This is a genomic window from Chryseobacterium sp. GW823-FHT05E08, assembly GCF_058795655.1.
This window is the reverse complement of sequence record NZ_JBXAHY010000002.1, coordinates 819,692-838,942: the sequence shown is the minus strand read 5'-3', so window position 1 is coordinate 838,942 and position 19,251 is coordinate 819,692. Positions and strand designations below refer to the sequence as shown.

At 33.2% G+C, this 19,251-nt stretch carries 18 protein-coding genes and 1 tRNA gene; 12 read left to right on the top strand and 7 right to left on the bottom strand.

Going from position 1 to position 19,251, the window contains the following annotated elements; genetic code table 11:
* Positions 1 to 9: 9 nt before the first annotated feature.
* Positions 10 to 1,374 (bottom strand): hypothetical protein, encoded by a 1,365-nt coding sequence (locus AC1Q7L_RS09770; protein WP_492305260.1) that lies wholly within the window; start codon positions 1,372 to 1,374, stop codon positions 10 to 12.
* 141 nt (positions 1,375 to 1,515) lie between these two features.
* Between AC1Q7L_RS09770 and AC1Q7L_RS09765 the strand changes: the two genes are divergently transcribed.
* From AC1Q7L_RS09765 to AC1Q7L_RS09735, 7 genes are all read left to right on the top strand, one after another.
* Positions 1,516 to 1,992, top strand: a complete 477-nt coding sequence (locus AC1Q7L_RS09765) for a Dps family protein (RefSeq protein WP_410691353.1) — start codon at positions 1,516 to 1,518, stop codon at positions 1,990 to 1,992.
* Positions 1,993 to 2,085: 93 nt separating this feature from the next.
* The gene (pncB, locus tag AC1Q7L_RS09760; RefSeq protein WP_492305259.1) at positions 2,086 to 3,264 is read left to right on the top strand and encodes a nicotinate phosphoribosyltransferase; all 1,179 of its coding nucleotides are present in this window, start codon (positions 2,086 to 2,088) and stop codon (positions 3,262 to 3,264) included.
* A gap of 4 nt (positions 3,265 to 3,268) precedes the next feature.
* Positions 3,269 to 3,739, top strand: a complete 471-nt coding sequence (locus AC1Q7L_RS09755) for a YciI family protein (RefSeq protein WP_492305258.1) — start codon at positions 3,269 to 3,271, stop codon at positions 3,737 to 3,739.
* Positions 3,739 to 4,467 carry a hypothetical protein gene (locus tag AC1Q7L_RS09750; protein ID WP_492305257.1) on the top strand — a complete coding sequence of 243 codons (729 nt, stop codon included), beginning with the start codon at positions 3,739 to 3,741 and terminating at the stop codon, positions 4,465 to 4,467. Before AC1Q7L_RS09755 ends, AC1Q7L_RS09750 begins: the two co-directional genes overlap by 1 nt.
* A gap of 78 nt (positions 4,468 to 4,545) precedes the next feature.
* Positions 4,546 to 5,301 carry a DUF5995 family protein gene (locus AC1Q7L_RS09745; protein ID WP_492305256.1) on the top strand — a complete coding sequence of 252 codons (756 nt, stop codon included), beginning with the start codon at positions 4,546 to 4,548 and terminating at the stop codon, positions 5,299 to 5,301.
* 61 nt (positions 5,302 to 5,362) lie between these two features.
* Positions 5,363 to 6,907, top strand: coding sequence for a DNA recombination protein RmuC (locus tag AC1Q7L_RS09740; protein ID WP_492305255.1), 1,545 nt, complete (start codon positions 5,363 to 5,365; stop codon positions 6,905 to 6,907).
* Positions 6,908 to 6,909: 2 nt separating this feature from the next.
* The gene (locus AC1Q7L_RS09735) at positions 6,910 to 7,674 is read left to right on the top strand and encodes a TrmH family RNA methyltransferase (protein ID WP_492305254.1); all 765 of its coding nucleotides are present in this window, start codon (positions 6,910 to 6,912) and stop codon (positions 7,672 to 7,674) included.
* 208 nt (positions 7,675 to 7,882) lie between these two features.
* On the opposite strand, the gene AC1Q7L_RS09730 is transcribed toward AC1Q7L_RS09735, so the two are convergent.
* On the bottom strand, positions 7,883 to 8,221 hold the full coding sequence (locus AC1Q7L_RS09730; protein ID WP_066752945.1) for a hypothetical protein: 339 nt from the start codon (positions 8,219 to 8,221) through the stop codon (positions 7,883 to 7,885).
* A gap of 182 nt (positions 8,222 to 8,403) precedes the next feature.
* Here AC1Q7L_RS09730 and AC1Q7L_RS09725 point away from each other — a divergent pair, with 182 nt between their 5' ends.
* Complete coding sequence (locus AC1Q7L_RS09725) at positions 8,404 to 9,567, top strand: hypothetical protein (protein ID WP_492305253.1); 1,164 nt, start codon at positions 8,404 to 8,406, stop codon at positions 9,565 to 9,567.
* Entirely contained in the window at positions 9,551 to 10,135 is a 585-nt protein-coding gene (locus tag AC1Q7L_RS09720) for a hypothetical protein (protein ID WP_492305252.1), read from the top strand. Before AC1Q7L_RS09725 ends, AC1Q7L_RS09720 begins: the two co-directional genes overlap by 17 nt.
* Here the strand turns inward: AC1Q7L_RS09720 and AC1Q7L_RS09715 are convergent.
* Positions 10,084 to 10,659 carry a 5-formyltetrahydrofolate cyclo-ligase gene (locus tag AC1Q7L_RS09715; protein ID WP_492305251.1) on the bottom strand — a complete coding sequence of 192 codons (576 nt, stop codon included), beginning with the start codon at positions 10,657 to 10,659 and terminating at the stop codon, positions 10,084 to 10,086. The two genes, AC1Q7L_RS09720 and AC1Q7L_RS09715, sit on opposite strands and share 52 nt — an antisense overlap.
* A 5-nt stretch (positions 10,660 to 10,664) precedes the next feature.
* Positions 10,665 to 12,044 (bottom strand): oxygen-dependent tRNA uridine(34) hydroxylase TrhO, encoded by a 1,380-nt coding sequence (gene trhO / locus AC1Q7L_RS09710; RefSeq protein ID WP_492305250.1) that lies wholly within the window; start codon positions 12,042 to 12,044, stop codon positions 10,665 to 10,667.
* 364 nt (positions 12,045 to 12,408) lie between these two features.
* Between trhO and AC1Q7L_RS09705 the strand changes: the two genes are divergently transcribed.
* Positions 12,409 to 13,953 carry a trypsin-like peptidase domain-containing protein gene (locus AC1Q7L_RS09705; RefSeq protein ID WP_492305249.1) on the top strand — a complete coding sequence of 515 codons (1,545 nt, stop codon included), beginning with the start codon at positions 12,409 to 12,411 and terminating at the stop codon, positions 13,951 to 13,953.
* A 68-nt stretch (positions 13,954 to 14,021) separates the two neighbouring features.
* Here AC1Q7L_RS09705 and AC1Q7L_RS09700 read toward each other — a convergent pair whose 3' ends face one another.
* From AC1Q7L_RS09700 to AC1Q7L_RS09690, 3 genes are all read right to left on the bottom strand, one after another.
* Positions 14,022 to 14,477, bottom strand: coding sequence for a hypothetical protein (locus tag AC1Q7L_RS09700; protein ID WP_410691365.1), 456 nt, complete (start codon positions 14,475 to 14,477; stop codon positions 14,022 to 14,024).
* Complete coding sequence (locus tag AC1Q7L_RS09695; protein WP_054512082.1) at positions 14,477 to 14,857, bottom strand: RidA family protein; 381 nt, start codon at positions 14,855 to 14,857, stop codon at positions 14,477 to 14,479. The genes AC1Q7L_RS09700 and AC1Q7L_RS09695 overlap by 1 nt, the downstream gene beginning before the upstream one ends.
* A 143-nt stretch (positions 14,858 to 15,000) precedes the next feature.
* Positions 15,001 to 17,592 carry a putative LPS assembly protein LptD gene (locus AC1Q7L_RS09690; RefSeq protein WP_492305248.1) on the bottom strand — a complete coding sequence of 864 codons (2,592 nt, stop codon included), beginning with the start codon at positions 17,590 to 17,592 and terminating at the stop codon, positions 15,001 to 15,003.
* Positions 17,593 to 17,658: 66 nt separating this feature from the next.
* On the opposite strand from AC1Q7L_RS09690, the gene AC1Q7L_RS09685 reads away from it, so the two are divergent.
* Together AC1Q7L_RS09685 and AC1Q7L_RS09680 are read left to right on the top strand one after the other, a co-directional pair.
* Entirely contained in the window at positions 17,659 to 18,951 is a 1,293-nt protein-coding gene (locus AC1Q7L_RS09685; RefSeq protein ID WP_410691367.1) for an N-acetylmuramoyl-L-alanine amidase family protein, read from the top strand.
* A gap of 56 nt (positions 18,952 to 19,007) precedes the next feature.
* Positions 19,008 to 19,079: transfer RNA gene (locus tag AC1Q7L_RS09680), tRNA-Glu, on the top strand.
* Positions 19,080 to 19,251: the final 172 nt, after the last annotated feature.

The following is a 19,251-nucleotide window of genomic DNA, read 5'->3' as shown; positions in this document are numbered from 1 at the left end:
TAAAGTTTATTAATCCAAAATAAGTTGAGAGGTGTATAAAACCTGACTTTTATTTTTCACCGTATCAAATTTTATCCACTTTATCTGTGGATCTATACTCCCGACAAGAGATTGTTTCAATTCTCCTTTCTGCTTATTCGTATGTTGATAGCTGAAAGATTTATTAATGATAGGAATATTATAAATGGTAATATTTTTCACAGCCCTTTCATCATTATATATGTATTTTTTACCTTTAAATTTAGACACTTGTGAAAGTAATTGATTTTTATTTTTCAAATAATTGTCAGGGCTCTTTATACTGTATAACGAAAGAAATATTAAAAACGAACATCCAACTCTCCAAATCAGTTTATCAGAGTCTTCTTTTTGGAAATATAAAATAAGGAATGAAAAGAATAAGCAGAAATTTGCGGCAGCCAGCATTCTCGTGTTCATTTCTTCAATATTTTGAAGCCATCCAGAAATCAATAAAAATATAGCATAAGTAGTTGCCATTATCCAAATCAAAATATGGAAATAATATAATGATGTCTCTTTCGCCTTTTTATAATAGATAAGAAAATATCGAAATAATAGAATATCTATCCCCAAAATCAAGAATTGGAAACCAAAACTTGCCATGCTGTACGAAGCCGGTTTTATTCCAATATAAGGGTCTATTACATTAGAAAAACCTAAAAGATCACGTAACATATCCATCGGGATCAATTCTCCGGCCGTTCCCCTCAAATCTTCACCCGTAAAACTTCCAAAATATAAATAATTGAATAATAAATATCCCCCAATTCCTAATCCAGAAAGAAATGTAGTCAATAATAAAGGTGTAAAGAACCTTTCCTTTTTCAATTTTAGAAATGAAAAAAAGAGGAATATTAAAATTGACAGATAAATATAAATTCCCGAATATCTTACGGTGAACATACAAATCATCATCAGGGAAGCTCCAACCGCACTTACGTAAAGCTTTTTTCCGGAAAACATTTGATGCAAAAAATAAAACAGGAAATACAAGAAAAAGATAAAAGGACCTTCGGAAATTACTCCGCAAAACACAAAAAAGGCAGTCTTTCCGGCAAGTAGCAAAACCGTTTCTCTAAAATAGAATCTTTTAAAATATGAAAATGATAAAATGCCTACAATAAAGACAAAATTTAAAATTTTTGAAGCCCAAAAATAATCTTTTACAAAAAAGTTGCAGATTTCCAACAAAACCGGATAACCTAAAGGAAAAAGATTTGTTTTTAGATTAGGTAAATCCGAAGCAATCCCAAAATACGACAGACTATCCGCTCCTATTCCACCCGTAGGAAGAAAAAAAGGTTGAAAAAAATAGATAATTATGATTAATACAGCTAAAATTTTATACTTCATTACAGACTCTAGTGTTTTACCGCAATATTAAGGAAACTTATTCAAATTATTTTTAAAAATCCTCTCATAGTTAGGTTCTATTGACTATAAAAGTGGTTCGGTACAATATTTTCTAACTTTGTGGATATAAAAAATAAACATATGAAAAACGCAAGTATTATCGGGCTTCAGGAAGCCGACTGCAAAAACATTTCGGAAAAATTAAATATACTTTTAGCCAACTATTCCGTATTTTATCAAAATACAAGAGGTTCGCACTGGAACATTAAAGGTGATCAGTTTTTCACCCTTCATCCAAAATTTGAAGAGCTTTACAACAGCTTAGTTTTAAAAATTGATGCAATAGCAGAAAGAATTTTGACTTTAGGTGCAACTCCGGCACATAATTATTCTGATTATTTAAAGGTTGCTACTATTAAAGAAACTAAAGAGGTTTCAGATGGAAACAAAAGTGTAGAAAACATTTTGAATTCATTTAAAGTGGTTATTGATCTTCAAAGAGAGCTTTTAGACATCACAGATAAAGCGGGAGACGAAGGAACAAACTCTCAAATGAGCGACTATATCACAGAACAGGAAAAAGAAGTTTGGATGTACAACTCTTATTTAGGGAAGTAAACTGACAAAATCATCGAAATATTTAAAAAAATCGTCTTACATTTAGACGATTTTTATTTTTAATTATTAAATTTGCGTTAAAATTACACATATATGCACGACGTCCGATTAAACTCCATTCTAGATAATGATTTCTATAAAGTAACCATGCAAAATGCGGTGGTGAAATTATTCCCAAGTTCTATTGTAAAATACGAATTCATCAACAGAGGAAAACACCAATTTCCGGAAGGCTTTGACCTTGCTTTAAGAGAAGCAGTGACAAAAATGGCAGAATTAAAATTAACTAAAGACGAAAAAAAGTTTTTGGCAAGAACGTGCCCATATTTAGACCTTCCCTATTTAGATTTCCTTGAAGGTTATCATTACGATCCTTCTGAAGTTAAAATTCATCAGGATGGAACCGATCTTAGCGTTACTGTTGAAGGACTTTGGTACAGAACAATCCTTTGGGAAGTACCTTTATTAGCTTTAATCAGCGAACTTCATTACGAAATGAATCACATGGAAAGAGATTCTAACGAAGTTGTAATGAGCAAAACTGTTGAAAAAGCAGAATCTCTTACAAAACTCGGCGTTAATTTCGCGGAATTCGGTACAAGAAGAAGACATTCTTACAAAGTACAGAATCTGGTGATGGAAGCTTTAAATCAAAAGAAAGATTCTACATTTATAGGAAGTTCAAACGTTCATTTCGCAATGAAATATAATGTAAAACCTATTGGAACTCACGCTCATGAGTGGTTTATGTTCCACGGAGCAGAATATGGTTTCAAAATGGCCAACGAATTAGCCCTTGAACATTGGGTTGATGTTTACAGAGGTGATCTAGGAGTTGCGCTTTCCGATACTTACACGACAGACGTTTTCTTCCGTCAGTTCGACAAAAAATTCGCAAAATTATTCGATGGAGTTCGTCATGACAGCGGAGATGCATTGGAATTTGCAGATAAAACGATTGCTCATTATGAGAAAAACGGAATTAATCCTTTATTTAAATATATCATTTTCTCTGATGCTTTAAATCTTGAAAAAGTAGAAGAAATAACCAAATACTGTAAAGGTAAAATCGGAGTTTCTTTTGGAATAGGAACAAACCTTACCAATGATGTAGGTTTAAAACCAATGAATATTGTGATGAAATTAATTGGAGTTCAGGCACCCAATAAAGAATGGATTCCTACCGTAAAACTTTCCGACGAACATGGAAAATACACAGGAGATCCAAAAATGATAGAATTAGCCAAAGAGTTTTTAAGAATTAAAAACTAAACATATGCGACTAAAAATTTATTTATCCCTCTCTCTTTTCGTGGCAACTTTATCTTTCGCTCAGGAAAAGAAAACAGAAAAGCCAAAATTCAATCAGGAATTAGCAACATCTCTTGGCGCAGACAAATACGGAATGAAAGCTTACACAATTGTAATGCTGACAACCGGTTCTGCAAAAATTGAAGATAAAGCTAAAATGGCAGAATTAATGAAAGGACACATGTCCAACATCGGAAAACTGGCAGACGAAGGAAAAATTATCGTTGCCGGCCCTTTTCTCGAAAAAAATAAAGAAAACTACCGCGGAATGTTTATTTTCAATACAAAATCTAAAGAAGAAGCCGAGCAATGGGTAAAAACAGATCCAGCAGTTCAAACAGGAGTTTTCAGTTATGAAATTTTCCCTTGGTATGGGTCGGCGGCGTTGCCTTTGTATTTGAAACATCATGAAGAGATTTCTCAGGAAAATCCATAATGAAAATACTTTATGTTTTTTTACTTGTAATTATATTGAATAGTTGCAAAAAGAATCAACCAATTTTTAAAATTGAAACAGAGACCGTCAATAAAAATATTGTTGATGAATTGAAACAGCTAACTTTCCCTAATTCTCCAGGCTTACTTTATAATGATGAAAAATATGAAGTCTGGAAAAGCTGTTCTGGAGAATGGGGAGGCACAGTTTATTTTAAAAATAAACAAACTGGAAAAATTCGTTACGCAATAGCAACTTGTCCAGTGTCTGTAAATAAAATCAATGGAAAGTATTATGTTTCAAATTCATTATCTCATATGATCGGAAATTCTAATATTTTAGAAATTTCAGATCCTGAAAATATGAAACTAACAAATAAAATTCCAATTGATCATCCTGACATTATCACAAGAGAATATGAAGCTCAATCTCATCAAGGAACAAAAAAATTAATTGATTCTAATCAAGCTATAATTAAAACAAGTTTTGTTTATAATGGGAAATTATATTCAATTCTTTCAAATATTCAAGGGACAACAGCTACAGTATCGGAGTTGAAAAATAATAGGTTTCAAACTGTAGCAACGTTCCCTGAAAAACTATTTTATTCTGACCCAATAATTATAAAAGGTACAGGAAATTATCAAAAATTATACTTCCAGAGACCAACACCTTTAACTTTAGAAATTAATCGTAATAGTTTAAAACTTACTTTTTATAAGAAATAGTAAGCTGAAATACAATACAATTTTTAAACCTCGCAGATTTGCGAGGTTTTTCTTATATTTATTTAAAACAAAACCACCATGAAAACCATCGAAGAAGTCTTAAAAAAATTAGACGAAATCATCATCTGGAGCAAAGAAAACCAGAGCCCGGTAGGATATTTTGCATGTACGTACAGAATTATGACTGCACAGGTTTTAAAAGGAATCCAGCAGAAAAAATTTGAGGATAATCCAAGAATGACTCTTCTGGATCTGGCTTTTGCACAACGATATCTTGAAGCCTGGGACAATTACAGCAAAGGAAAAAAGTGCACTCAATCTTGGTATATTGCTTTTGAAGCGGCAAAAAATAAAAACCTTTTAATTTTACAGCATATTTTTCTGGGAATGAATGCTCATATCAATCTGGATTTGGGAATTTCCGCTTCTTCGGTGATGCCTTACAGAAAAATAAATCCACTTAAAAAGGATTTTGAAAACATTAATAATGTGATCGCGTCAATCAATCAAAAAGTTCAGGATTCATTAAATAAGATCTGTTATCCGGTTGAATTAATTGATAAAATTTCAAATGGAAAAGATAATGTTGTTTTAGATTTTGCTATTTCTAAAGCGAGAGATACTTCCTGGGCAACGGCAGTTATTGCTTCAAACACGCCTCTATTTCTGAGAGAATCTGTTATTAATATTGTAGATTACGCTGCTGCAAAAGTGGCTTCACAGATTATAAATCCAAAACTTCTTACTCCCGCATTAACCAAAGAACTGAAAAAATGTGAGAGCAGTGATATTGTGAAAAATATTGAGATTTTATCTTCAACAAAAAATATTTAAACAATTAATTTTTGAGGTTTCCCGTAAAGAAAATCCGTTTTTCTTTTTGTAATTTTGTAGCATGGAGATGACCTATTTAATTATTGGATTTATTGCCGGGGGAATTCTTGGTGCGGTAATTTTATATTTTGCGTTGAAATCATCGATGGTTTCACGAAGTTCTTATGATGAACTCAACAATTTACAGATTAAAAACAATTCGGATCTGGAAAATTCTAATCTTAAAATTCAGGAATTAAGCCAGAATATTAATAAAGAAAAAGAACTGAATCAACAGCAGACAGACCTATTAAACGATCTGAAAAACGAATTTGCAAAAATCTCAGCCGAACATTCATCGTTGAATTCTCAGTTTCTTGAGCAAAAACAATTCAACACAAAACAGACTTCTCAAATTGAAAATCTTCTGACAGAAAAACAGAATATTTTCGCTAAAAATTCTGAGCTTTCCGCCATCAATGAAAGCATGCAAAAATCTCTTGAAACCCAAAAAGGAGAAATCACAAAAATTCAGGAGGAGTCTAAATTGCAGTTTGAAAACTTAGCCAATAAAATTTTACAAGAGAAATCAGAAAAATTCACCGAGCAAAACCAGCTTAATCTTAAAAACATATTAAATCCCTTACAAGAAAAAATTAACAATTTTGAAAAAAAAGTAGAAGACACTCACAAAGAAAGTATTGATTACCATGCTGCTCTTCGTCAACAAATCCTCGGACTAAAAGACTTAAACATCCAAATGAGTAAGGAAACCTTAAATCTTACTAAAGCTTTGAAAGGAGATAGTAAGATCCAAGGAAATTGGGGTGAATTAGTATTAGAAAGAGTTTTAGAAAAATCAGGACTTGAAAAAGGTAGAGAGTACGAGGTTCAAAAAAGTCATGTAACCACCGAAGGAAACCGAGTATTGCCAGATGTCATTATTAATCTTCCGGATGGAAAAAAAATGATAATTGACTCAAAGGTATCTTTAATTGCTTATGAGCGATATATTAATGAAGAAAATGATGATGAAAGACCTCAATTTTTAAGGGAGCATGTTGCCTCATTAAAAAGACATATTGATCAACTTAGTAATAAGAACTATCACAACCTTTATGAGATGGCAAGCCCTGATTTTGTTTTATTGTTTATTCCAATAGAGCCTGCTTTCGCAACTGCTCTTAATGAAGATAACTTACTATACAATAAAGCATTTGAAAAAAATATCGTAATTGTTACACCTTCCACCTTACTAGCTACTCTTAGAACAATTGATAGTATGTGGACTAATCAAAAGCAACAAGAGAATGCCATAGAAATTGCTCGCCAAGCTGGTGCTTTATATGATAAATTTGAAGGTTTTGTTACTAATTTATTAAAGGTTGGAAAAAAGATGGAAGAAGCAAAATCGGAATATGAGGGAGCAATGAATAAACTGGTTGATGGAAGAGGAAATTTGGTAACCAGTGCTCAAAAGCTAAAGATTATGGGTGCTAAAGCAACAAAATCACTTCCTGAAAATTTAATTATTAGAGCTAAATCTAATGAGGAAAACATTCTGTTAGACGAACCAAATCTTCCTCCAAACTTAATTGATAATTCTAACAACATTCTAGAATCATAAAAATGATTGAAAGCTTTCAAAACGAAAAGATAAAAAACATCACAAAACTCCTTACAGATAATCGATTTAGAAAAAAATCTGGTGTTTTTGTAGTGGAAGGACAACAGGAAAATGAAAGGGCTCAGAAATATGATTTTGAAGCGGTAGAGTTTTTCATTTGTGAAACCATTTTTAAAGGTAAAGCTCCGGAAGGAAAAATACATTTTGTCAATGATAAAGTGTATGAAAAAATAGCCTACAGAGGTAGTTCTGAAGGAATTATCGGAGTTTATAAAGCCAAAGAGAATCATTTAAATACATTTAAACCTAAAGAAAATTCAACCGTAATTATTGTTGAAGGTGTTGAAAAACCAGGGAATTTGGGTGCAATTTTGAGAAGCTGTGAAGCTTTTGGTATTGATGCTTTAATTGTTGCAGATGGTAAAACAGACTTTTATAATCCAAACGTAATCCGTTCAAGTGTTGGTTGTCTTTTCGGAATGGAAGTATTTCAGGCTGAAAATGAGGAAACATTAGAATTTCTTCAGAAAAATCAGTTCAATATCTATACAACGATTATGGATGAAAGTTCTGAGGATCTTTATAAAAGAGATTTTACGAAAAAATCTGCGGTTTTATTCGGCACAGAACATTCAGGGTTAAGTGATTTCTGGACAGGAAAAGGAAAAAACACCCTAATTCCAATGACAGGAAGCATTGATTCTTTAAATTTAAGCAACGCTGTTGCCATTACTTGTTATGAAGCATTGAAACAAAAGAAAGGATAGTTTTTTTAGAAAGGAAGTTTGAAGCTTGAAGAGTGAAGTTTTTTAAGTTTAAAGAACAAATTATAATATAAAGGGCTTCTAGAAATTAAATGAACCAATAGTAACTTCCAGCATCCATCTCCCAAACTTCCATCTTTTAAAATATAAAGCATAAAAAAACCGATTCACTAGGTGAACCGGTTCTTTTATTTTTAGGTTGAGGCTAAAATTATTTTTTAGCAGCGTCAACAGCTTCTTTAGCGTCTTTAGCAGCACCTTTAGCAGCATCAGCAGCACCTTTAGCAGCATCAGCAGCACCTTCAGCTGTTTTCTTAGCAGCATCAGCACCAGCAGCAGTAGTTGCAGCAGCAGCATCTTTAGCAGCACCTACAGTAGCAGAAGCAGCAGAATCAACAACAGTTGCAGCAGAATCAGCAACAACAGCAGCTGAATCAGTAGTAGCTACAGCAGCAGAATCAGCAGTACCTTCAGTAGAAGTAGCTTCAGTTTTTTTACAAGCAACTAGAGAGATTGCAGCGATAGCAGCTACGAATAATGACTTTTTCATAATAAATTAAATTTAATTTTGTTAATATTGTTTTTTAAAATTTTCTTTCGTTCTGTTATTTGAACAAGACAAAGGTATAGCAGATACAAAAGTTGTTTATGAAAAATAATTGTAATACCTTTGTAAAATAGTTTTACAAATAAACTTAACTGATAATCAGTAATTTAATTATATTTAAAAAATTGACAGATTTAGATCTATTACATTTTGAGCAGCTAAAAAAGGATGTCCAAGCTCAATATTTGAAAGAATATACTCCTTCCTATGATGATATTTCAAAATGGAAGGGTATAGATATTATATATTTTCAGGAAGATCTTCGTAAAAAGGCTAAAGGAAACATTAGCGAAAAATCTTTTTATACCTATTTCAAAAACTCTCCGGTTACCAAATTACCCCGCATCGATATGCTCAACTTATTGAGTATTTATACGGGTTACGACTCATGGTATGAATTCAAAAAGCAACATCTTTTTGCAGGAGAATTGTTACAGGAAACGGAAGATTTAAGTGAAGAAGATATACAGGAATTAGAAAAAACACTTGAAAATTCACAAATTCTTCCAAATAATAAGATTCAGCCTAAAAAAACGGTTCAAAACGAGCAAGAAAATATTGATTTACAAAAATCAACTACTGAAAACCAAATAGTTAATCAAAATCAAGAAATAAAAACCCAATCTGATTTTGAGCCTGTAAAACCCAAGAAGAATTTCTTAAAAAAGAACGCTTGGGCATTTATAACATCAATTTTGGTGATCGCAACCGGACTTCTAGGTTTTAAGGATGAAATTTTTCTGAAAGAATATAAATATTGTTTTACCGATGCAGACAGAGGAACTTCCGTAATCAATACTTTAGAAATAAAAGTAATCAAGGAAAATGAATCCCCAATTCTTTATAGGATAAAACCTGGTGAATGTTTTAAATATTCAACAAAGGATAAAATCTTGAAAATGGAGATCAGAGCACCATTCTACGAATATTTAACGGTCAACAGAAGCTTAGAAAACGCTCCTGAAGAGGAAATGATAGAGCTGAAGCCTGATGATTATAAAATGGCTGTCAATTATTTCTCAGTAAAAGATGCCAATGGTAATCCTGAACTTCTTAAGCAGAAACGTAAGCAGCTGGAAAACCTAATCAGCAACAACGCTATTATTTATCAGGTTTACGATAATGCCACGTATGGTATTGAAACCTTAGATAAACAGAAATATATTACGTTAGTAACAACTCCTACTACTTCTCTTAAAAATCTAAGCGTAATCGAAATGAAAAAAGATAAAGGAAAAATAGTATCCATAAAATTTAAAATTGCAAGTACAGATGAAAAGAATAAATAATTTTTTAATTTTTGCAATAATGCTTCTTGCTCTCGCTGCCTGTAATAATAAAAAAACAGAAGTAAGTGATCTGGAAACACTTAGAAACAGTAATAATAAAAAGAGCTATCCTGCAGTAAAGATGGACAGCGCACAGGCAATAAATTTCATTACCAAGCAAAAGGTTCAGGAACTTTTAGACTTGTCAACGCTATATTTATCTGGAAACAAGAATACAGAGATCGACACAGTAATTTATTCTCAAATGGGAAGTTATTTCCATAAGCCGGATAGCATGACATTTAAAAAACTCTTCCGTGAACTGGATAGTTTAAAGGTAAAAAGTGTAAAAGTGAATAATTTATCCGTTTATAAAGATTATTATAAAAACGATACGCTGGATTATGCGAAATTTAATGTGGAATATTTTGACGACAAAAACAGATCATTGGGAACATTTGAGAAAAATGCACAATATATTTTAATGTCAACGCCTATTAAATTTAAAAAAGAATTTAAATTTTACTTCCTCAACTTCTACTCTTCTCCTTTGAAGAAAGACAGCACATCCGTCGGAGTAACCAAATAGTCTAAAGGAATATCATTTTCCCAGGCATCATCAATAAATTCATCGGGGTTAAAATAATTAACTCCGATTTTTTTTGTCTCGGGAGAAAGATTTTCAAAGAAACCATCATAAAAACCTTTTCCGTAGCCTACTCTATTTCCTTTTTTATCGCAATACAGCAAAGGAGTTATGACATAATTAAAATCTAAGACTTTAGAATCTACATTAGAAACAGGCTCTGAAATATCCCAATGATTAATTTCAAATTGAGTGTCTCTAAAAATTTCAACAGAAATTAATTTTGCATCCACAATTTTAGGTACAAAAACTCTGATATTTCTACTTAAAAAATAATCAATGAATATTTGAGTATCAATTTCTTTAAACTTCTCAATTGGAATAAAAATATGAACTTTTTGATCCGAAACAGGTTTAAAATAATTAATGAAATTCTCAAAAATATTTTCAGATAACAAGAAAGCCTCATCAGTTGACAAGGCTTTTCTTTTTTGCATATATTTTTTTCTAAGCTCAGCTTTTAGCATTCTAATTAAGCTTTTTCAGAAGGTTCTATAATTTTATATAATTTGTCTGATAAACGAACTTTAAATGGAAGTTCAAAAGTAATCTGATCTCCAACTTTCGCTGTATCACAAGGACCTCCATTAGCGAAAATTTCAGTAATTATAACTTCTTGCTCACCAGTTGTCGGCCCTGAAATTAATACTTTATCACCAATTGAAAGCTCTTTATTTTCAATTAAGAACTGAGCAATTTTTGATTTTGAGTAATAATGCTCTCCTTTTCCAATCAGTACCTTTTTAACCTTAATTTTCTGACGAATATCTGTAGTTTCAGTTGTTGTAGCTTTTGCTAAAGTTTGAGTGGATAAATCTCCGGAATTTTTAAACTTTAAAGCTTCAGATTTTCCTTTTCTGAACACTTTATTTCCAACCTGCAATCCTTTTCTTAAGGCAACTTGTTCTTCTCTAGGCAAATGTATGATTTCCAGACATTCTGTGGAGCATGTATTTTCCATCGCAGTTTTACACTCATCACATTGAATAAACAATAAGTGACAGGCATCATTAGCACAATTCGTATGATTGTCGCAAGGCTTACCGCATTGGTGACATTGCGAAATAATATCGTCTGTAATTCTTTCTCCTAATCGGTGATCAAACACGAAGTTCTTCCCAATAAATTTACTTTCAATATTTTCTTCTTTGATTTGGCGCGTATATTCAATAATTCCGCCCTCTAATTGGAAAACATTTTTGAAACCCTGATGTTTGAAGTAAGCACTCGCCTTTTCACAACGAATTCCGCCTGTACAATACATCAACAGGTTTTTATCTTCTTTAAAATCCTGTAACTGTTCGTTGATAATCGGTAAACTTTCTCTGAAATTTTCTACATCAGGAGTAATTGCTCCTTCAAAATGTCCTACTTCACTTTCGTAGTGATTCCTAAAATCGACTACAATTGTATTCGGATCTTCAAGCAAATTATTAAATTCCTGCGCTTTTAAGTGAATTCCTTTATTGGTCACATCAAAGGTTTCATCATTTAAACCATCGGCAACAATTTTATGTCTAACTTTTATTGTCAGTTTTAAAAAAGAATGGTCGTCTTGCTCAACTGCTACATTCAAACGGATTCCTTTCATGAAGTCATAAACTTCCAACGTATCGCGAAATGCTTCAAACTGATCCGCAGGAACACTCATCTGAGCATTAATTCCTTCATGGGCAACATAAATACGACCCAATGCATCAAGTGCATTCCAGGCTATAAATAATTCGTCGCGAAATTTTTTGGGATCTTCAATTTTGGCATACGCATAGAAAGACAATGTAAGACGTTCCTTACCAGCTTCATCAATAAGTTGAGCTCTTTCTTCTGCGCTTAAGGTGTTATACAGTTGCATGCTATAAACGTTTTAAGTGAGAAAAATATTTTTGCAAAGATAAGAATTTTTTGAATTGGTTGCTAGTTGATGGTTTTTGGTTGTTCGTTTTTAGTCATAAAAGCTTGACAAGGATGCTGACTTCAGATAAAATCTTAATTCAAAATTTAACCTTTATGACCATTCTGACATCTATATTATGTCAGATTGTCCTTTAATATAATTTTAAGTTTTGTTAATTGACCTTTATAATTATGACATAACACATAAATTATTGCTATTCCTGTTAAATTTTAGTTAAAATTGAAACATATCATACTAATCGCATACCTATTTAGCATTAAATTTGTTTACTGTAGAACATAAAATTAAAAGAAGATATACAATGAAGAGTACTTTAAAAAAACTATTACCATTTGCCGTAGTAGGAGTTATCTCAGGAGCTACTACCGTTGGCACAATACAATATTTCGGTCACAATTCTAATAATGAGGACCAAGGTTATTTTAAATCTGCCTCAAATGTTTCGTTTGCCGGGATGAATACTGGCGCTGTAGGTGACGATTTCGTAAAAGCTGCAAAAACTACGGTTCCGGCTGTGGTAACTATTAAGAATTATCAAAACAGAGCAGCTTCAGGAGGAAGAGCATCTGAACAGGATCTGTTTGATTTCTTTTTTGGTGATCCTTTCGGAGGAGGAAGAGGTCAAGGTCAGCAAAGACAAAAGCCACAGCAACAAGCACCTGATAATATGCCTTCAGGAATGGGTTCAGGAGTAATTATTTCGCCGGACGGATATATTATTTCCAACAACCACGTTGTAGCAGGCGCCAATAAATTAGAAGTTGTTTTAAGTAACAAAAAATCTTACATCGCAACATTAGTAGGAACAGATCCGAATACAGATATTTCATTATTAAAAATTGAAGAAAAGGGATTACCCTATTTAAATTTCGCAAATTCTGATAATATTGAAGTTGGACAATGGGCTCTTGCCGTAGGTAACCCACTTGGATTGAACTCAACCGTTACTGCAGGTATTATTTCTGCTAAAGGAAGAGGAATCGGAATCTTAGGAGGTCAGGGAAAAGCTGCTAATCCAATTGAAAGTTTTATTCAAACGGATGCTGCCATCAACCCAGGAAACTCAGGAGGAGCTTTGGTTAATACAAATGGAGAACTTATTGGTATCAACTCTGCAATCCAATCTACGACAGGATATTATCAAGGATACGGATTTGCTGTTCCGGCTAATTTGGCTAGAAAAATTGTTGAAGACATCAAGAAATTCGGAATCGTACAAAGAGGATTCCTTGGAGTACAGTCTCTAGATCTTTCTGATGACATGCAGGTTCAGGCTTATAACAAGCAGAAAAAGACTAACATCAAGTCTGGTTCAGGAGTTTATGTTACAGGATTCGGAGACAGCAGCGGTGCAGAAGATGCAGGTCTGAAAATTGGTGATGTTATTACTAAGATTGACAACTCTGATGTTACAGATTTCGCAGACTTATCTATCGCTATCGGAAGCAAACGTCCTGGTGATAAAGTACAGGTTGCTTACCTAAGAAATGGTAAAGAAAATATGACAACCGTAACCTTGAAAGATCAAAAAGGCGGAACTTCTACAAGAACAAAGGCTGATTTAAGTATAGGAGAAAAAATCGGAGCAGATTTTGAACCATTAAGCGAAAGATTTAAAACAGATTATGGATTGACGAGCGGTGTTGTTGCTAAAAACGTATCAGAAGGCAGCGAAATGGCCAAGATCGGAATCGTAGATAATTACATCGTAGTAGAAATCAACGGTAAACCTGTAAACTCTCAAAAAGACGTTGAAAAAGTATTAGACAAATACCAAGGAAACGTACAGGTAAAATTTGTAGATGAATACGGAAGAATTTATACTAAAGGTTTCAAAATGCCTTAATAAAAATTAAAACTAAACATTTTCATATCAAAGAAAAACCGCTACAGAATTTGTAGCGGTTTTTTTATTTATGATTTATTGTTCATTTTCTCGGCAATCCTTCTTTTCTTCTTCCGTTCATAAATAACTTCTACAATCTTACCTCCGATCCAAGCGAAAGGGAAAAACGTAAGGAAAATAGATATTTTATAAAACGTAGGATGATAAGGAAAAATAATAACATCCAACATGGCTATAAACAACATAATAAAGCCAATAAGGATAGCATAAGCCACTTTAGCATACTTCACGATGATTGCAGTCGCCACCCCTCCAAAAGTACTCCCTAATCCGGAAATAAACAAAAGGAAGCCAAAGAAAGCCTCATCATCTTTCATACTGTAAAGAAACCTCTGCCAATGCTCAAACGGAGCAAATGCTTCAAAAGTAACCCATTGCGGAAAAACTCTTATACCAAGAGTAATAATAAGCCCCGCGATAACGAGACCCACCAAAACCGCAAATGTATTTCTTATAAAGCTCATTAATCCTGGTGTGCGATCATAGAAATTTCAATGTCAACATTTTTAGGCAAGCAAGAAACCTGCACAGTTTCACGAGCCGGAAAGCTCTCTGCATCCAAATAAGACGCATAAATATCGTTCATTACTGCGAAATCATCCATACTTTTAAGGAAAATACTCGCTTTTACAACGTTTTTGAACGTCATTCCAGCTTCAGTAAGAATAGCTTCAAGATTTTTCATTACCTGGTGCGTTTCTTTTTCAATTCCTTCTACCAATTTACCAGTTGCAGGATCTACAGGGATCTGACCAGAAATATATAATACTCCGTTGGCAAGATTTGCCTGAGAGTAAGGTCCGATAGCTGCAGGTGCATTCACTGTGTTGATTACTTTTTTCATATGTAGGTACTTAATTTTTTCTAAGGTCATATGCAATCACTGCTTCTTGTATTGGTCTGTTAGAAAATTCAGTCAACAGTGATTTCATTAGAATTTATTTTGGGTGCAAATATAAAATTTATATTCAAATATCAATATGATATTTAGAAAGGTGAGTTTGGCTGCGTGAAACTTCTGTCTTTATATTTCAATGCATCACTTAAAATATTAGCTTTTATACCAATAAAAAAGTCATACACTTTATACTGTCCGAAAGGAACCCAGTTAAAGTTAATGGTAAAACTTCGCTGATCTCTTGAGAAACCAATTCTCGTATACGCCAATTCTTTCGTTACCATGTCGTAGTGGGTACTTCCGTTGATGTTCCAGAAAGGAGTCAATTTAAGACTACCGTCTAATCCCACCGATGCCATTCTTGTAGGAATTCTATTTCCTGAAGTTTTTGTATAGGCATAGTTTGCATTCACATTCAATGTCCATGCCTGATCGAAACGAGCGTAATTATCATCATCAAAATAATAATTCTCATTTCTTATTTCTCCTTTTGATTTATATTTTTTAGCGTAATCTGTTTTTTCTCCAAAAATCTCACTGCTTAAAGGATAAGACAATTGAACATTAAATCCTTGCACACTAAAATGACCAAATTCCTCTGTTCTGATACCTCCAGTATCCTGTCCCGGAAGATATATGATTTTATATGGATCTAAAGACAAACTTGTATTTACATTCAATTTATTATTGAAGAAAGAAGATTGTCCGTTGATCGTAAAAATTGACCAAGGGTGATCGTTAGCCGCAAAATTATAACTTCCGGAAAGGTTTAAAGATTCAAATATTTTGATCTTTTTTACTCCGGTAGAATCGCTTTTAGACTTCACTTTCATCTCAATATTGTTCCCGATATTGAATCCTAAAGCTCCAACCAATCCGCTCGAAGGACTTCCAACTATACCTCCCTCAAAAATTGAATAAGGCGTTAAAGCTCCCGTTGCATTGTAATAGTTTTTATAATATCCAAAGCCCGAACCTCCAAAATCAGGAGAATAAGTAAACCCGATACTTGGCGTCATCATATGTCTTAAAGCTTCTACGACAGCACCTTTTTTAAACTTCATCATTCCATACAACGTTGTCTGAATACTTGCTGTTGTTGAGAATGTAGAATATCCGGTAATACCTTTATTTGTTTCAGTAATGTCTTTATTGGCGATAGGATCGTAGAATTTATTGACCGTTTTTGTTGTTAAAGCGTTATCAACATTTGCTCCTAATGTGAAGGTAAAATATTTTGCAAGAGTAGTGTTTGTTGATAGAGCAATATTATTTTTAAGCCCTGTCTCCATTTTATCCCACATTTCTTTTTTGAAAAGCTCTCCTTCTTCTGTTCTTACGAAATTCGTTAAATTAATTCCCGTATTTACCGTAATATTTTCCAATAAACCTTGTCTTACCCCTGTTTTAGATTTAAATAAATAAAACTGATTGATCGCAACGTTCATTTGAGGCAAACGTAAATCCGCCTGTCCTGTTGCAAAATTTTGAGAATAAGAAGTCGTTCCAGTAATCGTAATTGGCAACTTCAAGAACCTTTTTGTAATGGTTACGGTTGAGTTTTGCTGAGTGTTTAATACATTCTGATTTAAAATATAATTGTTATTCAGTGTATTGTTATAAAATTTAGTACTTACAATATCTACTGATGCAGAGAACGTTAAGAAAGGATTTGCTTTCGTATCCTGAGTATGTCTCCACGCAATTCTGTAGGTACTGTTTTTATTATAATCATCAAGACCTTTGATTCCTCTCACCATCGTTCCGATATCTGCAGAGAAATTTCCGGAGTAGCGGTATTTCTTCAGATAATTCATTTCAGGTCTTAAATTCCAGCTCCCTTTTGTATAAATATCTGCAAGAACTTTAAGGTCAAAATGCTCTCCAATCGGTTGATAATATCCTATTCCATTTAAAAAGAAACCTACATCCTGCCTTTCCCCAAAACTCGGGATTAGAATACCTGCTGATCTTTTATCAGAAAAAGGCAAAATAGCAAACGGCATAATCAAAGGTGTCGGAACCCTTTCAATATATAATTGAATCGGCCCCGTTATGATCTGAGACTTTTCTTTAGTTTTAATTAATTTGATATTGGAAGCAAGCATGTGATAATCCGCCGCCGTATCTTTTTTCTTGATAAAATACTCATCGGTTGTATACAGTGCATTTTTCATTGCAAAGACAGAATCGTTATATTTCTTTGTCTTTTTAGCGATAATTACCCCTTCACTTTCTTCAGTTCGGGCATTAAAAGCAATTGCCTGCTTAGTTTTGGTATTATATTGAAACTCGTCGGTCTCATATTTTTTCCCAGCCTGAGTTGTAATTACAGGCTCGATAATTTTTCCTAAAGAATCCTGTTTACCTCTGGCATACATTAGACTTTTTTGCTCATCTATGGAGATATAATCTGCATCAATCTGCATATCCTGATACTTCACCTGAGCTTTTTTGTTCAGGTAAATCATCTTTTTAGGGAAGTCTCTACGGATATTATCTGCTTTAGTCTGAAGAATATCTTCTAAAGACTCTTTTTTTACAACAATGGTATCCTTTTTGGAAATAGTATCATTAACCGCATTTTTAGGCAATTTTTCAGACGTTTGCTGTGCTAAAAAACTGTTAAAAATTAGGATAATTGAAATTTGTAATATATTTTTGAAGACGGTTTTGACCAATTTTTGTATATATTTATAATGTATATAATTCAGGCTCAAAATTAATATAATTTTTAAAACTGTAAGATGCACAAACAAAATTTTAAAATAATTTTATCATTTCTCCTAATACTGGTCTGTAATTTTATTTTTTCACAGAAGAAATTTACCATCGTTTTAGATGCCGGACACGGGGGAAGTGACCATGGAGCCAATAGAAACTACGCAGACATCGGAAGAGTCGCGGAAAAGGATGTTACCCTAGCCGTTGTGTTAAAAATTGGTAATATGCTGGAGAAAAATAAGGACTTTAAAGTAATTTACACCCGTAAATATGATGAATATCCTTCTTTATCGGACAGAACCAACCTTGCAAACAGGAGCAAAGCAGATCTTTTTGTATCGGTACACTGTAATTCCGCACAAAGATCCGGAGCTTATGGAACTGAAACTTATGTTCAGGGACCCGATCAAAATGACACCAACTTAGAAGTTGCAAAAAGAGAGAATGATGTGATCTTTCTTGACGAAAAAGATAAACAGACATTTGGTTCTTACGACGCCAGTTCTCCCGAATCATTAATTGCCCTAAAACTTCAACAAAGCAAATATTTGGAATCCAGTCTTCTTTTAGGCGGATTGGTAGAAGGGAATTTTGTTGAAAAAGATAAAAGATTCTCAAGAGGGGTTTTCCAAAAAAACTTACACGTTCTTCGTATGAATGCGATGCCTTCGGTACTTATTGAGACCGGATTTATCAATCATCCTGAGGAAAGTCATTACTTAGCATCAGAAAAAGGTCAGGACGAAATTGCAATGAGTATCTACACCGCCATCATCGATTATAAAAAAGCGGTTGACAGAAAATCAGGAGGAGCGTACAGTTCAACCACAAAAAAACCTGAACCTGAAAAGCCAGCCGAGGTTGCATTAAAGAACGATTTCAGAATATTACTAATGAGTTCTCCTACCAAGTATAATGATAACGATCCTGCTCTAAAAGGATTAAATTACATTCTTCCTATCAAAGAAAACGGACAGTACAAATACTATTACGGAGTTACCAACATGGCTTCTGTGAAAGATATTAATCTTAGAACAGCCAAAGATGCAGGATTTAGAAATGCATTTGCGGTTGGATTTATGCCTAATCAAAAATTAAGCACCGGATATTACACTCTTGAAGTCTTTGTAGGTGAGAAATTAAATGGCAATTCATTCATCATTCAAACCCTGAAAGATGTTGAAAGAAACAAAGAAGACGGTACTTTCTACTATACTTACGGAAAACTGTTCACTTTAGAGGATGCTGTAAAACTTCAGAAAGAGATTGAAGCTAAAGGAGTTAAAAATACGGTCATTCAAAAAGTTTATAAATAGTAAAAAATAATTTTGAAGTTTAAAAGTTAATTTCTACTTTTGCAACCTCAAAATTTGGTCTATTCGTCTAGTGGTTAGGACTCAAGGTTTTCATCCTTGCAACAGGAGTTCGATTCTCCTATAGACTACAGAAAAAAGTATTCTGGTAAGCAAAAATGAGAGAAAATTGAAAAATTTTATTTAATTTTGCAACCGCATTTATTCTTAATGAGAGAAAATAGGTTAAAAACATTAAATCCCTAATGTTCTATGATCCCGAATTAAGAAAAAGCAAAATGATGAATACTAATTTATTAAATC